The 15,976-nt window shown below is 52.9% G+C and carries 14 protein-coding genes; 2 read left to right on the top strand and 12 right to left on the bottom strand.

The genetic code is table 11. From position 1 onward, the window contains the following. Positions 1–110 precede the first annotated feature (110 nt). The 4 genes from yjiA to IMQ48_RS02920 all read right to left on the bottom strand — a co-directional run bounded on the left by yjiA (position 111) and on the right by IMQ48_RS02920 (position 4,449). On the bottom strand, positions 111–1,067 hold the full coding sequence (yjiA, locus tag IMQ48_RS02935; protein ID WP_196207842.1) for a GTPase: 957 nt from the start codon (positions 1,065–1,067) through the stop codon (positions 111–113). Positions 1,068–1,079: 12 nt separating this feature from the next. Then, the gene (locus tag IMQ48_RS02930) at positions 1,080–1,274 is read right to left on the bottom strand and encodes a YbdD/YjiX family protein (RefSeq protein WP_003830038.1); all 195 of its coding nucleotides are present in this window, start codon (positions 1,272–1,274) and stop codon (positions 1,080–1,082) included. A gap of 202 nt (positions 1,275–1,476) precedes the next feature. After that, positions 1,477–3,627, bottom strand: coding sequence for a pyruvate/proton symporter BtsT (gene btsT, locus IMQ48_RS02925; protein WP_117342367.1), 2,151 nt, complete (start codon positions 3,625–3,627; stop codon positions 1,477–1,479). A gap of 279 nt (positions 3,628–3,906) precedes the next feature. Next, entirely contained in the window at positions 3,907–4,449 is a 543-nt protein-coding gene (locus IMQ48_RS02920) for a hypothetical protein (RefSeq protein WP_149281671.1), read from the bottom strand. 189 nt (positions 4,450–4,638) lie between these two features. Between IMQ48_RS02920 and tsr the strand changes: the two genes are divergently transcribed. Then, complete coding sequence (tsr, locus tag IMQ48_RS02915; protein ID WP_196207841.1) at positions 4,639–6,303, top strand: methyl-accepting chemotaxis protein; 1,665 nt, start codon at positions 4,639–4,641, stop codon at positions 6,301–6,303. An 82-nt stretch (positions 6,304–6,385) separates the two neighbouring features. Here tsr and IMQ48_RS02910 read toward each other — a convergent pair whose 3' ends face one another. After that, a complete protein-coding gene (locus IMQ48_RS02910; RefSeq protein ID WP_196207840.1) occupies positions 6,386–7,747 on the bottom strand; it encodes an MFS transporter in 1,362 nt (453 codons plus the stop codon). A 199-nt stretch (positions 7,748–7,946) separates the two neighbouring features. Then, positions 7,947–8,870 (bottom strand): GntR family transcriptional regulator, encoded by a 924-nt coding sequence (locus IMQ48_RS02905; protein WP_196207839.1) that lies wholly within the window; start codon positions 8,868–8,870, stop codon positions 7,947–7,949. A gap of 138 nt (positions 8,871–9,008) precedes the next feature. On the opposite strand from IMQ48_RS02905, the gene IMQ48_RS02900 reads away from it, so the two are divergent. After that, positions 9,009–10,031: a zinc-binding alcohol dehydrogenase family protein gene (locus tag IMQ48_RS02900; protein WP_196207838.1), complete on the top strand. Its 1,023-nt coding sequence runs from the start codon at positions 9,009–9,011 to the stop codon at positions 10,029–10,031. A gap of 46 nt (positions 10,032–10,077) precedes the next feature. On the opposite strand, the gene opgB is transcribed toward IMQ48_RS02900, so the two are convergent. From opgB to IMQ48_RS02870, 6 genes are all read right to left on the bottom strand, one after another. Beyond that, positions 10,078–12,369 carry a phosphatidylglycerol--membrane-oligosaccharide glycerophosphotransferase gene (opgB, locus tag IMQ48_RS02895; RefSeq protein WP_196207837.1) on the bottom strand — a complete coding sequence of 764 codons (2,292 nt, stop codon included), beginning with the start codon at positions 12,367–12,369 and terminating at the stop codon, positions 10,078–10,080. A 236-nt stretch (positions 12,370–12,605) separates the two neighbouring features. Next, positions 12,606–13,094 (bottom strand): DUF2501 domain-containing protein, encoded by a 489-nt coding sequence (locus IMQ48_RS02890; protein WP_196207836.1) that lies wholly within the window; start codon positions 13,092–13,094, stop codon positions 12,606–12,608. A 68-nt stretch (positions 13,095–13,162) separates the two neighbouring features. Then, on the bottom strand, positions 13,163–13,900 hold the full coding sequence (dnaC, locus tag IMQ48_RS02885; protein WP_003019133.1) for a DNA replication protein DnaC: 738 nt from the start codon (positions 13,898–13,900) through the stop codon (positions 13,163–13,165). Between the two features lie 2 nt (positions 13,901–13,902). Further along, positions 13,903–14,442, bottom strand: coding sequence for a primosomal protein DnaT (gene dnaT / locus IMQ48_RS02880; protein WP_196207835.1), 540 nt, complete (start codon positions 14,440–14,442; stop codon positions 13,903–13,905). Positions 14,443–14,565: 123 nt separating this feature from the next. Further along, positions 14,566–15,039 (bottom strand): threonine/serine exporter, encoded by a 474-nt coding sequence (locus tag IMQ48_RS02875; RefSeq protein ID WP_196207834.1) that lies wholly within the window; start codon positions 15,037–15,039, stop codon positions 14,566–14,568. Beyond that, positions 15,030–15,806 (bottom strand): threonine/serine exporter ThrE family protein, encoded by a 777-nt coding sequence (locus tag IMQ48_RS02870; protein ID WP_196207833.1) that lies wholly within the window; start codon positions 15,804–15,806, stop codon positions 15,030–15,032. The genes IMQ48_RS02875 and IMQ48_RS02870 overlap by 10 nt, the downstream gene beginning before the upstream one ends. Positions 15,807–15,976: the final 170 nt, after the last annotated feature.

Here is a 15,976-nt window from a genome sequence, read left to right as displayed (position 1 = left end):
TGAGTGATGGGAAGAAGAGGCGCGACATTACGGGCCGCAAATTTCCGGCCTACGGGAAGCGGAATGTGTAGGCCCGATAAACGTAGCGCTACCGGGCAATTCAGGAGGGATTACTTCTTCAAGCCCGCAAACGCTGCTCGAATCTCGTCTTCCGGTAAATTAATACCGATAAACACAAGCGTGCTGTGCGGCTGTTCGTCGCCCCACGGGCGGTCCCAGTCGGCGCTGTACAGACGCTGGACGCCCTGGAACAGCAGGCGGTTGGGTTCGCCTTCAATCCACAACATGCCTTTGTAACGCAGCAGTTTTTCGGCGGATTCCAGCAGCAGGTTTTCCATCACCCGTGAAACGTCGCTGATATTCACCGGGTAATCCAGTTCGACAACGATCGATGAGATATCGTTTTGTTTGTCGGCGATAAAGTGAAAGCGCGGTTTGGCGCTGACCACGTTCTCTTCCAGCATAAAACCATTGGTGTCGAACAGCTGCGCGAGGTCGATGTCGCCATGGGTGACGGTATACACCGGGGCGCGGGCGTTGATGCGCGCCAGGCGCTCACGCAGTTTCTCGCTTTCACCTGCTACGTCGGTTTTGGTCAGCAGGATGCGGTCGGCGTAGCCAACCTGCGACTGGGCGATGGTGAATTGGTTCATCTGTTCGTCGGCGTGCACCGCGTCAACCAGGGCGATCACGCCGTCCAGCAGGTAGCGTTCGCAAATCACTTCATGGGAGAAAAAGGTCTGGATAATCGGGCCGGGATCGGCCATGCCGGTGCACTCAATCACCAGACGGTCAAAATCGATCGTACCCTTATCAAGGTTGTCGAGCAGGTCTAACAAGGCGTCTTCCAGTTCACTGGAACGGGTGCAGCAGATGCAGCCGTTGGTCAGGGTTTTGATCTGCGTGGCGCGGTCGCCAATCAGCTGATCGTCCACTGAGACTTCGCCGAATTCGTTTTCGATAACGGCAATTTTGTAACCGTGCTGCTCGTTGAGAATATGGCGCAGCAGGGTGGTTTTACCCGCGCCGAGAAAACCTGTGAGTAGGGTGACTGCAATCGGGGTCATTCATTTCTCCTTCTAACAGCAACTGCTTCCGCCGCTACCGTAGCGGGCTTCCTGGCGCTCGCGGAAGAATTCTTCGTAGGTCATGTACGGCTTATCGGGATGGTTGGTCTTCATATGCTCGACGTAGTTGTCGTAGTCCGGAATACCAATCAGCATTTTTGCCGCCTGACCGAGATACTTTTTTGCCTGACCTAAAGTACCAAACATAAAACGCCCCGGATATATGTTGAGCTCGTAGATGCAGGCTATTTCACTTGTCATTTTGACCGCGGGCAGTGCTCGCAATCCTCACGTACTGCGTGTACGCTCCGGTTGCTGCGCGCTGTCCGCAGCCAAACTGACTGCTGCCAATTACGCCTGCGGCACTAAGTGATCGAGGCCGGGTAAGCGCTTGCCACCCGGCTTCAGGTTAGTGGTGTGAAGAGGTCTTCACGCCGCCTTCCGGCACCGGTACATATGGCGTCTCTTTATCAGAGCGGCCGTTGATGGCGCGGGCTTTCTGCCAGGTACGGAACCCGTAGAAAATGATGCTGTACACCACCACCAGGAACAGAATACTCAGGCCTGCGTTGGTGTAGTTGTTGATGACGATATGGTTCATGTTGGCAATCTGCTGCGCGGTCAGTTCACCGCCGTTAGCAATCTTCTCTTTGTACTGACTTGCCATGAAGAAGAAGCCTTCCATCTGCGGGTTGGTGCTGAACAGTTTCAGACCCAGCGCCCAGGTGGTGCAGATCAGCAGCCATACGGCCGGAACCACGGTGACCCAGATGTATTTGGTGCGCTGCATTTTAACCAGTACCACGGTGCCGAGAACCAGCGCCACGGCGGCCAGCATCTGGTTAGAGATACCGAACAGCGGCCACAGGCTCTTCACGCCGCCCAGCGGGTCAACCACGCCTTGATACAGCAGGTAGCCCCACAGGCCGACGCAGCCCGCAGTACCTACAACGCCTGCAACCAGGGAGTCGGTTTTCTTCAGGAACGGCACGAAGTTACCCAGCAAATCTTGCAGCATAAAGCGGCCAGAACGGGTACCGGCGTCCAGTGCGGTCAGGATGAACAGCGCTTCAAACAGAATACCGAAGTGGTACCAGAAGCCCATGTCAGCCATCGGCAGCACTTTGTGGAACACGTGAGCGATACCGACAGCCAGCGTCGGTGCGCCACCGGCGCGGTTCAGAACGGACGGTTCACCGATGTCTTTCGCGGTCTGCAGGATCTGCTCAGGCGAAATCACGAAGCCCCAGGAGCTGACAGTTGCCGCTGCGTGTGCGGTCACGTCTTTCAGCTGCGCCATAATCAGTGGTGCGTTCTCACCACCCATTTCATGCAGGTTCGGCATGGTGATGCCAAGGCCCGCAGGCGGGGTGTTCATCGCAAAGTACAGACCTGGTTCGATGATGGAGGCGGCAACCAGCGCCATAATCGCTACAAAGGATTCCATCAGCATTGCGCCATAACCAATGAAACGCGCGTCGGTTTCACAGGCCAGCAGCTTCGGTGTGGTACCGGAGGCGATCAGCGCGTGGAAGCCAGACACCGCGCCACAGGCGATGGTGATGAACAGGAATGGGAACAGCGCCCCTTTCCACAGCGGACCGGTACCGTCAACGTACTGGGTCATCGCCGGCATTTTCAGCTCTGGGTTAAGGATAACGATACCGACAGCCAGACCAACGATAACGCCGATTTTCAGGAAGGTGGCCAGATAGTCGCGCGGGGCGAGGATCAGCCATACTGGCAGCAGCGCAGAGATAAACGCGTAGCCAATAAGCGTGAAGGTAATGGTGGTGTCTTTAAAGGTCAGTGCCGGGCCCCAGTACGGGTCGTGAGCAATCACGCCGCCGAAGTAAATGGAGGCAACCAACAACACAATACCAATCACCGACACTTCGCCCACACGTCCCGGGCGCAGGAAGCGCATGTAGATCCCCATGAACAGCGCGATCGGTACGGTTGAGCAGACGGTGAACACACCCCACGGGCTTTCAGCCAGCGCTTTCACCACGATCAGCGCCAGCACTGCCAGGATGATGATCATGATTAAGAAGCAGCCAAACAGCGCGATGGTTCCCGGTACCGGGCCCATCTCTTCTTTGATCATCTCACCGAGAGACGCGCCGTTACGACGAGAAGAGATAAACAGCACCATGAAGTCCTGCACTGCACCGGCCAGCACTACGCCTGCCAGCAGCCACAGCGTACCGGGCAGGTAGCCCATCTGCGCGGCCAGTACCGGTCCAACCAGCGGACCTGCCCCAGCGATAGCGGCAAAGTGGTGACCAAACAGGACGTTACGGTTGGTTGGGACGTAGTTCAGACCGTCGTTGTTGATGACCGCAGGCGTGGCACGCGTCGGGTCAAGTTTCATCACTTTCTGGGCGATGTACAAACTGTAGTAACGATAGGCCACCAGATAAACAGAGACAGAGGCGACCACGATCCACAGGGCGCTGATGTGTTCACCCCGACGTAATGCTACTACCGAGAGGCAGAATGCACCGATGATTCCGAGAATCACCCAAGGTATGTGCTTGAATATCTTTTTCGTATCCATAGTAAAACCTAATAATTGGCCGAAGCCGCTGGGAGGTTGATCGTGTGTTTGAGGAGATAAGTTGACTGCTATGTTGGGAGGATCTTGCCAGAGAATTACGCGCGTAAAGTAAGGTAAATAAGTGAGTGGTTATATGTCAGCCTAAGCGGTCCCAAGTGTCAGTGAGCGGTAAATAGCGTGGCTTAGTGGGTGGGTTTATGTGATTGAGATCACGGCATAATAGCGATCACGCTTCTGTATGCCGTGTTGTTCAGATGCCACAGCCTCTCTCTGAGATACTCAAATCACGATGTAACAGTAAGGCGTCTGTTCGATATCTTTGAGTAACACATGTTTTTGACGAGATTTCGTCAGGTAGTACTTTTCATCCAGATAGTAATCAATCAGCGCATCAAGGCGTTCTTTATCTATCTTGGGAGTAACCCCAAGCGTCCAGTAGCTGCGCAGATCTAATTCTGAGCGTTTGATTTTTGCGCTTTTCACCAAATCAGCAATCATATTTCGGACGCAGCTTGTTGGGTCCTGGTTCTGTTTTAGCTCAAGCGCAATGTAACTATATTGTGTCCAACCTTTTTTACGCAGCAAGAAATCCGCACGTACTGATGACCGCTGCGGATTTTTCCGCAGATCGCAAGCAAGGGTTTGTTCGCGCCACCATTCATGGCCCGTCGAAGCCAACAGATTGGCAAATTCTATCTGCATCCAGATCTCCCAACCCGAGATATTGTACTGGTCGATAATGTTGAGCTTTTGACGAATATCTTCTCGTTCAAAAAAGAGGTGTGTCAGAGTCGACAAGTGATCAAAATCGCGGTTTAGCATCGAAGCATCCTTTCTCTAAAAGCCTGAATCGTACACCTCTGGCATCATTTAATGACGGTTTTTTATGGGGTTTCTCATGGGAGGTGTCGTGGAATGCGTAAACGATAATTCTGTGGTAACTGCCTATACCATAAAGTTTTCTCTTTTCAGGCCGACAACCAGAGTATCTGTCTAGCGGAAAGAGAAACCATGTTAAAAAGAATGAAAATTGTTACCAGCTTACTGCTGGTATTGGCGCTGTTTGGTCTTTTACAGCTGGCCTCGGGCGGGTTGTTCTTTAATTCACTGAAGAATGACAAAGAGAACTTTACCGTTCTGCAAACCATTCGCCAGCAGCAGTCTGCGCTGAATGCGACCTGGGTTGAACTGCTGCAAACGCGAAATACCCTGAACCGGGCGGGTATTCGCTACATGATGGATCAGAGCAATATCGGCAGCGGTGCAACCGTGGCGGAACTGATGCAGGTGGCGAGCTCCGCGCTGAAAATGACCGAGAAAAACTGGGCGACTTATGAATCGCTGCCACGCGATCCACGTCAAAGCGAAGCCGCATTTCAGGAGATCAGCCGCACCTATGACATCTACCATGGCGCGCTGGCGGAACTGATCCAGCTACTGGGTGACGGAAAGATCAATGCGTTCTTCGATCAACCGACGCAAAGCTATCAGGATGGCTTTGAGAAGCAGTATATGAACTACATGCAGCAGAACGATCGTCTGTATGACATTGCGGTTGAAGATAACAACAGTTCTTACAGCCAGGCGATGTGGGTGTTGGTCTGCGTGCTGATTACCGTATTGGCGGCCATTATCGCCGTTTGGTTTGGCATTAAGTTTTCGCTGATCGCCCCGATGAACCGCCTGATTGACAGCATTCGTCATATTGCCAGCGGCGACCTGGTGAAGCGCATCGACGTGGAAGGCTCCAACGAGATTGGGCAACTGGCCGAGAGCCTGCGCCACATGCAGGGTGAGCTGATGAGCACCGTGGGCGATGTGCGTAACGGTGCTAACGCCATTTACAGCGGTGCCAGCGAGATCGCGATGGGCAACAACGATCTCTCTTCACGTACCGAGCAGCAGGCAGCTTCGCTGGAAGAAACTGCGGCCAGCATGGAACAGTTGACGGCAACCGTGAAACAGAACGCCGAAAACGCCCGTCAGGCTAGCCATCTGGCACTGAGTGCCTCTGAAACGGCGCAGAAAGGTGGCAAAGTGGTGGATAACGTGGTGCAAACCATGCGTGACATCGCCTCCAGTTCGCAGAAAATTGCCGACATTATCAGCGTGATCGACGGCATTGCCTTCCAGACCAACATTCTGGCGTTGAACGCCGCAGTAGAAGCAGCACGTGCGGGTGAGCAGGGCCGTGGATTTGCGGTTGTCGCCGGTGAAGTGCGTAACCTGGCCCAGCGCAGTGCCCAGGCTGCGCGCGAGATCAAGAGCCTGATTGAAGACTCGGTCAGCCGTGTGGATGTAGGTTCAACGCTGGTTGAAAGCGCTGGTGAAACCATGGATGAGATCGTGAATGCGGTGACCCGCGTGACCGATATCATGGGGGAGATCGCCTCAGCATCCGACGAACAAAGTCGGGGTATTGATCAGGTCGGTCTGGCCGTTGCTGAGATGGATCGTGTAACCCAGCAGAACGCCTCGCTGGTGGAAGAGTCTGCTGCTGCCGCGGCGGCGCTGGAAGAACAGGCCAGCCGTCTGACCCAGGCCGTTGCCGTGTTCCGTATTCAGCACGAGCAAAAACGCGCGCGTGATGTTGCTGCCGCAAAACCGGTATCGACAACCACCCAACCGCGTAAAGCCGTGGCGACGGATGCCGGTGAAAACTGGGAAACGTTCTAAGCCTGTGATGCCGGATGGTGCTGTTGCTCATCCGGCTTACCGGGAAGATATGTGTAGCCCGATACCGTCGGTCTACACGTAATTACTCCTGACGCGGGTCGCTGATTGGCTGGCGAACCAGGAAGATGTAAGCAAACGCCCCTACCATCGTCACGCAGCCACAGATAAGCAACGCCAGACGGAAAGAGTTGGTGGTATCCACAATAAATCCGGTGACGATCGGCGCGAACGACGCACAGATAAAGCTGGCAAAGTTCTGGATGCTGCCTACGGAGGCGGTCATACGTGAAGCCACTGCGACGTGGATCAGGCCCCAGCAGGACGTTCCGGCAAAATGGATGCAGAACAGCGCCATCCCAATCAGTAACACGGCGGCCATCGACGTTGTCGCCTGCGGTACCACGAAGGTGAATGCAGCAGAGCAGAACATCCCGGCAATGATACAAATCTTACGACTCTTAATCGGTGCCATGCCGCCTTTCACCAGCCAGTCGGTGACAAAACCGTTAATCAACATCCCGGCAGCACCAAAAAGGAACGGGATCGCGGCCATGAGTCCGGTGCTCTTTAAATCCAGGTTGTAGGAGGTTTGCAGGTAACCCGGCAGCCAGGCCAGATACAGCCATGCCGTATAGTTAATGCCGCTAAAGCCCAGCATCATGCCCCACATGGTACGGTTGCGAAAAAGACTACGCCATTCGGCAAAGCTCAGCGGATCGCGGCGGGCATTGACGCTACCGGCATTCAGATACGCCTGTTCGGTGGCGCTCAGTTCAATCTGCTCGCGGTTGCGATACAGCATGTACCAGCCGATGGCGAGGAAAATACCCAGCACACCAATGGTAATAAACATCCAACGCCAGCCCATCACCAGCATCATCGCGGCCAGAATCGGTGGGCTAATGGCAACACCGATGGTCGAAGCAGCGTTGAATAACCCCATCGGACGGCCACGTTCTTTGATGTTAAACCAGTCGTTGATCACCTTCACGCCACACGGGTTCATTGGCGCTTCACCAATCCCCATCCCGATACGCACCAGCACAAATTGAGTGAAGGTGTGTACCATGCCGGACATTGCCTGAAACAGCGACCAGAAGAACATACCCAGTCCCAGCATAATACGCGGACCTTTACGATCCAGCAGCGGGCCGCAGGGCAACTGCGCAATACCGTAAGCGAGAGAAAATACGGACAGCAGGATGCCGATTTGAGTGGCACTGAGCCCCAGTTCTTCACGAATCGTTAAGTTCGCTACCGACAGTGAACTGCGGTCGAGATAATTAATAACCGCAGCAAAAAATAATAAAATCATTGCTGTGGTCTGAATTCGTTTTATTCGACTGCTGCGTTGTACCATGCCGTCTGGCGGGATATTTATATCCGCAGATGACGAAGTGCCAAACGAAGAACTCGGGTCGAGGGTAATATTATTTTTTTCCACGCCAGACTCCTGAACCTCAATAATTTATTTTTACACGGTACCAGTCCGTGCTGTATTAAAAATACCAGTGATAAATCACGTTATTCATCACCGCTCACAAAGTTTTAATGCAGTCGACTTAGCGTGAGCATAGGCAAGAGGTTTTTTCTGGCGTTTTTATTTGTATAAAACCGTGCTCCCGGTAGTGGTTTGCTGTTTTTTATCTGTTCTTAATGGGGCTGTCACTGGTTTGGTGAATGGAGCGAATCATCGATTGTTTAGCTGAATTCAAATGGTTACAGAGTGCCAGGGTGGCATCCAGGTCGCTGCGGCAGATCAGCGCGCTGAGAATAGTCATATGCTCATCAATGGCAATGATGTTGCGTTGCTTGAGGTCGCTTTCGTCCCACTGATAGTGGAAGTGGAAGATAACCGAAATAATCTCAAGAGACTGATTAAAAAAGATATTATCAGCAGCAGAAAGTAGCAGGGCGTGGAACTCGCGGTCTAACTGCGAGAACATACGAAAGCTACTGCCAATGCTGTCGCGTAGCGTCCGATGTCGCTCGAGCAGCATTTTGGCCTGCAGCCAGCGCGGGTCGCCGTCAGGCAGATTCAGGAAATGCTGCAGAGCATGTGTTTCCAGCATTTCTCGTAGCTCGAACAGTTGTTCGGCGTAGGCTTGATCGAACTGCTTCATGCCCCACTGACCGCGTTTTTCGTTTTTAATCAGATTGTAACGTTCGAATTTTAAAAGGTATTCCCGCACAACAACCGGGCTGACGCCAGCAGCTCTGGCAAGCTGTAGCTCAGAGAACGTTTCGCCTGCGCGCAGCTGGCGCTGGTTAATCATGGTGAAAAAGGCCTGCTCAAAAATGCGACTTTGTTCAGCCATGGAGGCCGTGGTGCAATCAAAACCGTCGTTATGATCCGGTTTGCGCACGATAACGTAGTGGCTACCCACCTGCGTCAGCACACCGCATTCGCCTAAATGGCCCAGCATATGACGCACGGTGGTGCGACTGATGTTATACATCTCTGCCAGCGCGCTTTGTGACGGCAGTGGGGAAGGGATATGGCCCCGCTCCATATCATCAATTATCTGGTTAATGACATTGTGACGTAGGTTCTGTGAACGGCTCATGGTGTCTCCTTTTTACCTATTAAAACCCGATTTAAAACATTTTTATGCGTTGAATTTCACAGATTATGTTTCGGCTTACTCCGGTATTTGTATTTTCATCGATATCTGGGGCAACGACGAAAACGGGAGTGCAGAATCATGTCTACGATGAATACGCTAATTTGCCAGGAACCCAAGAAATTAGTCTGGAAAGAACGCGATATACCTATTGCGGGTGAAGGCGAAGCATTAATAAAAATTAAGTCTGTCGGGATTTGTGGGACCGATATTCATGCCTGGGGTGGCAATCAACCGTTTTTCAGCTATCCACGTGTATTAGGTCATGAAATATGCGGAGAAATTGTTGGGCTGGGGAATAATATACAACATCTGAAAATGGGTCAGCAGGTTGCGGTTATTCCTTACGTCGCATGCCAGCAGTGCCCGGCGTGTCAGAGTGGACGCACCAACTGCTGTGAGAAGATCTCGGTGATTGGCGTGCATCAGGATGGCGGCTTCAGTGAATATCTCTCTGTGCCGGAGACTAATCTGCTGGATGCGCAGGGTATTGACCCGCAGGCGGCGGCGCTGATTGAACCGTATGCCATCAGCGCACATGCGGTGCGTCGGGCAGCCGTGGCGCCTGGTGAGCAGGTGCTGGTGGTGGGAGCTGGGCCGATTGGTCTTGGTGCGGCGGCGATTGCCAAAGCTGATGGTGCGCAGGTGGTGGTGGCGGATACCAGTCCTGCCAGGCGGGAACATGTAGCCTCCCGCCTGGGACTGCCGGTTATCGATCCTTCCGCTGAAGATTTTGACGCGCAGCTACGCGCGCAGTTTGACGGCTCGCTGGCGCAAAAAGTGATTGATGCTACGGGGAATCAGCATGCGATGAACAACACGGTGAATTTGATTCGTCACGGCGGCAGCATTGTGTTTGTTGGGCTGTTTAAAGGTGATTTGCAGTTCTCTGACCCCGAGTTCCACAAGAAAGAAACCACCATGATGGGCAGTCGCAATGCTACCCCGGAAGACTTCGCCAAAGTCGGTCGCCTGATGTCGGAAGGCAAGCTGACGGCGGACATGATGCTGACCCACCGTTACGCGTTTGCCACGCTTGCAGAAATCTACGAGCGGGATGTGATTAACAACCGAGAACTGATTAAAGGCGTGATCACGTTCTGATAAAGTTGCCATGCAGCGCCCGGAGATGTGTTGGGCGCTGTTTTTTTTACCCTTGCAGGTTCACGATTTTGATTTCAACCATGCCGATCCCCAGCTTACGCGGCGAATGGCCCAGAATGTTGCCCTCGTTGGTAGCGACGGGATCGGGTGGAATAATGACCAGCGTGTCGGCGTCTGTCGGGTTATCAAAATGCAGCGTGGTGGTGCTGACGTCATGGCTTAACACCAGCGTCTGTTCCTCGTTGCCAACGCGTACCGGGATGGGGCGATTGGCGTTGTCACCGAACGCTTTGGCGGTGATCACCAGATCAAATTTCTTCGGCAATGGTGCGTTGTATTCGATCTTTACCTCGTCACTCAGTTGCGCATTAGACCAGCGACCCCAGGATTCGGGGCGTGAAATCCCGCTAAACTGTTTTACCTCTTCCGGTGCACCGGCTACGTTAAAGACGAAGCTGTCGGCCTTGTAGCGAATATCGTTATCAACAATTTTCAGCGTATTAACGTTACCTTTGTAACGCTCCATGTCGATCACCGTGTCTTTAAACGCGGTTTTACCTTGCCATTTGGCTTTATCGACGTGTTGTACAATTTGCTGCCCGCCCAGTTGCCCCTGAGATACGCACCAGTCGGTGGAGAGCGCCAACTCTGGCGCCCACAGTTGGGCCATTTTGTAACAGCGGTCTATCCAGACAAAGTTATCGCGCGGGGCGAAATCAGCCAGCTGGAAGCGCAGCGGGGCAGAGTATTCACTTTCCGGCAGCGGTTCAACGCGTTTATCCGACACACGTAGCAGCAGCGGCAGGCGGAAATGGCTGCCGGAGAACGCGATCATGTTTTTGTCCCTGTCGACGGTGAACGCTTTCATCTCTTTGGGGAAATTCCACAGGCGAATAATATCGGGCTTCCAGGCCAGCGTTTTTTCTTTGATGTTCAGGAATACTTCTGACACAGACTCGCTCGACAAGCTACTGCGTCCGAGACCGATAAAGTTATCGCCGCCGAGAATGTCCAGGACGGTCGCGCCGTTATCCATGGTGTTGCGTTTCACTGCCAGCGTATCCTGTTGCGGCTGGTCACCGCGCAGAACGAAGAACAGGTTGTTGCGATCCTGCTTGTTCAGGTACTTCCAGGCGGTGTTGTTCATCGCCAGATGATCGGAAGACACCACGATAACGGTATCTTTAAACCACGGTGACGCTTTGATCTTATTAATAAACGCCGCAATGTTTTCCTGGCTGCAGCTGACGGCGCTAAACGACTGGTTGGCTTTGCCATCGACGTCATAACGTTTGCGGTTACAGCTGCGCGAGATAAATCCATCCGGATGATGGGTGTCTACCGTCAGGGTAAACAGTGAAAAACGTTGGCCAGTACGCGAAAGTTCCTCGAATTTTTTCCACGCTTCATCAAGGACGGTGTCGTCATAAAAGCCCCAATCGTTACGATATGCCGGGTCTGCCACGACACTTTTTAACTCTTCTGCGCCGTACAGATGATCAAAACCGTGAGATTTCAGGAACACGTCTTTCCCGGCAAAGCGCAGATTTGCGCCCTGCACAAAGTAGTTTTGATAGCCGGAGTTTTTCAGAATATCGCCGAGGCAGATATTTTGTGGAAAGAAGCTGGAGACCGATGCCGAGGCATTGCCTTCAAACGGGGCAAACAGTGGAATACCGCACTGCGAGGCGACCATACCAGCGATGGTGTAATCCGTGCCCGGTAACTGCATAGTATTGCTGAAATCCATCCCTTCGCTTTTTAATTCCCCGAGTTCTGGGGTCAGATCCGGGAACGCATCATTGTTAAAATAGGTGCGCTCCAGGCTTTCTCCGTAGATATACACCAGGTTTAGCTTCGGGTTGGGAATGGTTTTTGACGGCTCTTTGTAATATGCCGCGAAGTCCGGATCGCCATCGCGTGACTGGGATTTCACCAGTTCGGTTATCTGGTGAAATGCCGGGCTGGCATCCACCGAAGCCAGTGCCAGGAGCAGTGCCAGCAGGCTGTAGCCAACGTGATGAGGGTGGTGGCGACGACGACGAAGTACCCAACCCAGTGCGCCAAAGACAGCAGCCAGCGCCAGTGCAATCCCGACGCCTGGCAGAATATATTTGCCAAGGCCTGCGCCGGTCAGGCTGTTGGTCAGGGTGTATAGCACCGCATCGTTGATGCCATCACCGGTGAAATAGTCGCTGGCATACAGGGTAATATTTAGGACAATAAAAATCCCCAGCACCGTTAACGTGGCGGCAAACCACCAGGTGTTGCGACCCGCTTTCCAGGCGTAAATCAGCACCGACGCGAGAAACAGAGTGATGGAGATTAATTCTGACAACGGTCGATCCTCAGTAAACCGGGCAAATGCCTGGCTGGCTAATCATTTCTGGACAGTACAATGTAATAGCGTTGTTATACTGCTGCAATTGTAGTGACATTTAATTACGTTGTTATTCAGAATTGGTTTAGATATGCGGGGGTGTTGAAGGGCATTTCTGATTATTTTGAGGAATGTATATGCGAAAGATATTGATACCGCGCAGGTAGTGAAAACCGCGCGCGGCATTTGTCACATCAGGAAATGAAGTTCATACCCTGTTTTAACACCAGATCGCAGGCCTTGGTTTTAACTTGCTTTGCCAGCGAGCTGTTACCAATCGTGTCCAGGTTAAGCTGTTGACCATCTTTGGCATTGAGCAGGCCCTGAATGCCGTCCAGATAGTTGGTGTCTTTTTTCTGCTCCGTGGCGCCCAGGCCGAGTTTATCCAGCACCTGGTTTTTGACGTTTTCAGTATCGGTGACTGAAGCCAGCTTCTGTTTCGCACAATATTCCAGAATCCCGGCCGCGTTGTTCATGCTGTTTGAGGTGAGCGACTGATTACTGCTTAGCAGGCTGGTCAGGGAGGAAAGTGAGGTGCTGCCCTGTGAACCCGAGGTTTGCTTACTCAGTTCGCCAGCTGCGCTGGAGAGTGAATCCTGCCAGGAGGCGGCGAAAACGCTGGTGGCGATCAGCGTGCTGGCGGCAACCGCACAGCACAGAAAACGTTTTGTTGCTTTCATCATTATTATTCCAGGTAACTCGTATTATGCCTTTTCAGCGCAGTATAGCGCCGCTGATGTTAGGAATGGTCTCAATACTCTTTGCCAGTCACCCGGCTGCGATAACTTTCCCAGTTAAAAATCACCCACAGGCTATTGCCGAGTCGCATACGATCCATCACGCGCTCACCCAGCAGTTTGTTCATTTCATCCATATTGCTGTTTGTCAGCATGCCGGTCGGACGCTTGGAGGAAGAACGACGATCGACGATCTGGTTGATGATCACTTTTTCATAGCGGGATTCTGTCTGCATACCGATCTCGTCGATCACCAGCAGATCCACGTTGCTTAGGTCGTTGAGCAGCTGTTCTTCGCTGGTTTCACGATTGCTGAACGTCTCTTTCATTGCCGACATAATGTCAGCCACGGTAATGATCAGCACCGACTTGCCGCGCAGCAGCAGTTCGTTGCAAATGGCGGCGGCCAGATGGTTTTTTCCGGTGCCGGGCTTGCCGGAAAAGATAAAGCTGGCGATGTTGCCATCAAACTCTTCGACGTATTGACGGGCTTTGCTCAGGGCGTTCATTTGTCCTTCGCACTCGACCCGATAGTTCTCAAACGAGCAGTTCTGGTGTAGTGGACGGATACCGGAGCGGTTGAACGTGCGCTGCATTTTCATTGCCCGGTTCTCACGTGCCAGCGCTGCAGCACGAATTTCACCTTGTTCTTTTTGCCACGCCAGCAGTTCCTCGCCCGTTTTGAATGCGGGCTCGACATTGGGCGGCATCATTTTTTGCAGACGTTTCATCAGGTCGCCAACGTTTTTCATCGTTATCCTCTAAAACCCGGTGGAATATGACTGTCAGGTTCGCTGACACTGTTAACATCACGCTTTGGCATCCCGCCATTGCTGGCCCGGCCAATTTGTACGCTACGTGCGAGTTTTTGTTGCCACTGCACATGGTGAAAGATTTTGCCTTCTGCCTGCCAGTAGGCCACAAACGAGGCCAGCTCTTCGGGGGTGACGGGCTCTCTGAGCGCGACGCCCCATAAGGCGGCCTGGCGCTGAAAGTCGGTATCGGGCTGCCACTCAGCGTACATTGGAAATTTCCCCATCGGTACGGCAACGGGTACCGCTTGCGGCTCTTCGTAAAATTGCGCATCCAACGTTACATCGCTTCCCGGGCGTGACAGTTTTTCTTCGAGCGCCAGTAGCTCAGCCAGGCGCGCAGGCGTCACGGCATAAAATGCGGGCGCATTATTGGCGAAAACGGCCACCGCACCACCCGCTGACTTTGCCAGTACTGCCTGGTGATCGTGTAATAAGACGTCAATACCGATGACGTCCGGAGTCAAAATTTTGCAGGGCATAATGTTTCTCAATACTGAACAACAACCGAGAAGGGGACTGCTTTTATAGTAACACAGAGAAGAAGGAGAGCAGCAGGATGAGGAAGATTCCCCCATCCGCTATGGTATTAAACCGGTGAACCGTTACACGCGCGGGCGTTTGCGATACAGCCATAATCCCGGTACGGATAGGCCGATAGACAGGGCACCCACGATAGATGAGGCTTTCAGGAAGTTGGTCAGCAGGGTAATCATCAGCTCTTCGCTGTAACCGAAATGGCCGATTTTTACCGCCGAGATCATCGCAGTGTACGCAGAAATGCCGGGGAACATGGGGATCACTGCCGCGACGGTAAAGACTTTCGGGTGTGCCAGATACCAGCGTGACCATTGAATCCCGATGCAGCCAACCAGCAATGACGCCATAAAGGTTGACCATTCGATGTTGAGCCCCGCGGTCATCATCACCATGCGTGAACCGTGCCCGAGCGCGCCGAGCAGGGCACACCAGGGGAGTGCCCGATGTGGTACGTTAAAGACCATCGCAAACCCGACTGCCGGGATTGCCGACAGGATCATGTCCTGTAGTAGGGCAAAAATGAAATCGATCATACCCATCCGCGCAGCCCCCATAGGGTCATCGACATGACCACGCCAATGCAGGTCGCCAGCGTGAGCAAACTGGCAATGGCCCAGCGCGCCAGCCCCGTATTAATGTGCCCCTTAAACATATCCGCGACAGCATTAATCAATGGAAAACCCGGAACCAGCAGCAGCACGCTGGCTGCCATGGCGATGGTCGGCGTGTGATTAAACGTAGGTAGCGTCAGCAGCAGGCCGGAAATGGTGGTGGCGACAAAGGCGGTGACACAAAAGTTGATTTGCGGATGCAAATGCCGGGAGGCCAGAATCTGGCGAATATACATGGCGACCATGCTGGCAAAAAAGGTGATAACAGCCCCATCCCATCCGCCATTATTTAGCTTACAAAAACAGGCGCAGGACAGGCCGACCATCAACGCCACCAGCCATCGAGGGTAGCGCAGTGGTTTAATCTGGCTAAAACGTTTCTCCACGCCCTTATCATCCAGCAGCTTATGTTCGGCCAAAATAACGATATGCTGCACTTCGGTCACGACGTGCATATTGATGCCGCGATCCTGGTTTTTTCGAGTTGACGTCAGGCATTGTCCATCTTTAATGGTGGTCAGGACGATAGCATTTGAGGAGATGGCGCTTTCTACACTGTCCATGCCAAGAGCCAGGCCGAGGCGGGTGGAGAGTTCGTCAACCAGCGCGCTTTCCGCCCCGTGTTGCAGTAAAAAAAGTCCGCATTGTATACATAACCGTGTAACCGTTCGCTGTGACGACTGCTCTGTTTGCATGGCTCGCTCTGACTGAAAAGATGCTATCTGAATGACGACTGTTCTCTTTTTATCATGAAGCATGATCCCGCTGGCGCTGGCTAAGATCAATCTTTGTGTTGAAAAAAAAGACAGAGCGGCGAGTTTTTCCGATGTACGGCTCGTTTTCTACGTTAAGAGGGTAACAACTT

The sequence above is a fragment of the Citrobacter sp. Res13-Sevr-PEB04-36 genome (genome assembly GCF_015672735.1).
Classification (GTDB): Bacteria; Pseudomonadota; Gammaproteobacteria; order Enterobacterales; family Enterobacteriaceae; genus Citrobacter.
Note: the sequence above shows the minus strand (reverse complement) of the source record. Positions and strands in the feature narration are given on the sequence as shown.

What these genes read in the sequence shown, in the direction of transcription:
- tsr (WP_196207841.1), top strand. Translation starts at nt 4,639, where the DNA reads ATGTTAAAAAGAATGAAAATTGTTACCAGCTTACTGCTGGTATTGGCG.
- IMQ48_RS02920 (WP_149281671.1), bottom strand. Translation starts at nt 4,449, where the DNA reads ATGCTAAACCGCGATTTTGATCACTTGTCGACTCTGACACACCTCTTT.
- btsT (WP_117342367.1), bottom strand. Translation starts at nt 3,627, where the DNA reads ATGGATACGAAAAAGATATTCAAGCACATACCTTGGGTGATTCTCGGA.
- IMQ48_RS02930 (WP_003830038.1), bottom strand. Translation starts at nt 1,274, where the DNA reads ATGTTTGGTACTTTAGGTCAGGCAAAAAAGTATCTCGGTCAGGCGGCA.
- yjiA (WP_196207842.1), bottom strand. Translation starts at nt 1,067, where the DNA reads ATGACCCCGATTGCAGTCACCCTACTCACAGGTTTTCTCGGCGCGGGT.
- IMQ48_RS02875 (WP_196207834.1), bottom strand. Translation starts at nt 15,039, where the DNA reads ATGGGTATGATCGATTTCATTTTTGCCCTACTACAGGACATGATCCTG.
- IMQ48_RS02905 (WP_196207839.1), bottom strand. Translation starts at nt 8,870, where the DNA reads ATGAGCCGTTCACAGAACCTACGTCACAATGTCATTAACCAGATAATT.
- dnaC (WP_003019133.1), bottom strand. Translation starts at nt 13,900, where the DNA reads ATGAAAAACGTTGGCGACCTGATGAAACGTCTGCAAAAAATGATGCCG.
- IMQ48_RS02890 (WP_196207836.1), bottom strand. Translation starts at nt 13,094, where the DNA reads ATGATGAAAGCAACAAAACGTTTTCTGTGCTGTGCGGTTGCCGCCAGC.
- IMQ48_RS02870 (WP_196207833.1), bottom strand. Translation starts at nt 15,806, where the DNA reads ATGCAAACAGAGCAGTCGTCACAGCGAACGGTTACACGGTTATGTATA.
- IMQ48_RS02900 (WP_196207838.1), top strand. Translation starts at nt 9,009, where the DNA reads ATGTCTACGATGAATACGCTAATTTGCCAGGAACCCAAGAAATTAGTC.
- dnaT (WP_196207835.1), bottom strand. Translation starts at nt 14,442, where the DNA reads ATGCCCTGCAAAATTTTGACTCCGGACGTCATCGGTATTGACGTCTTA.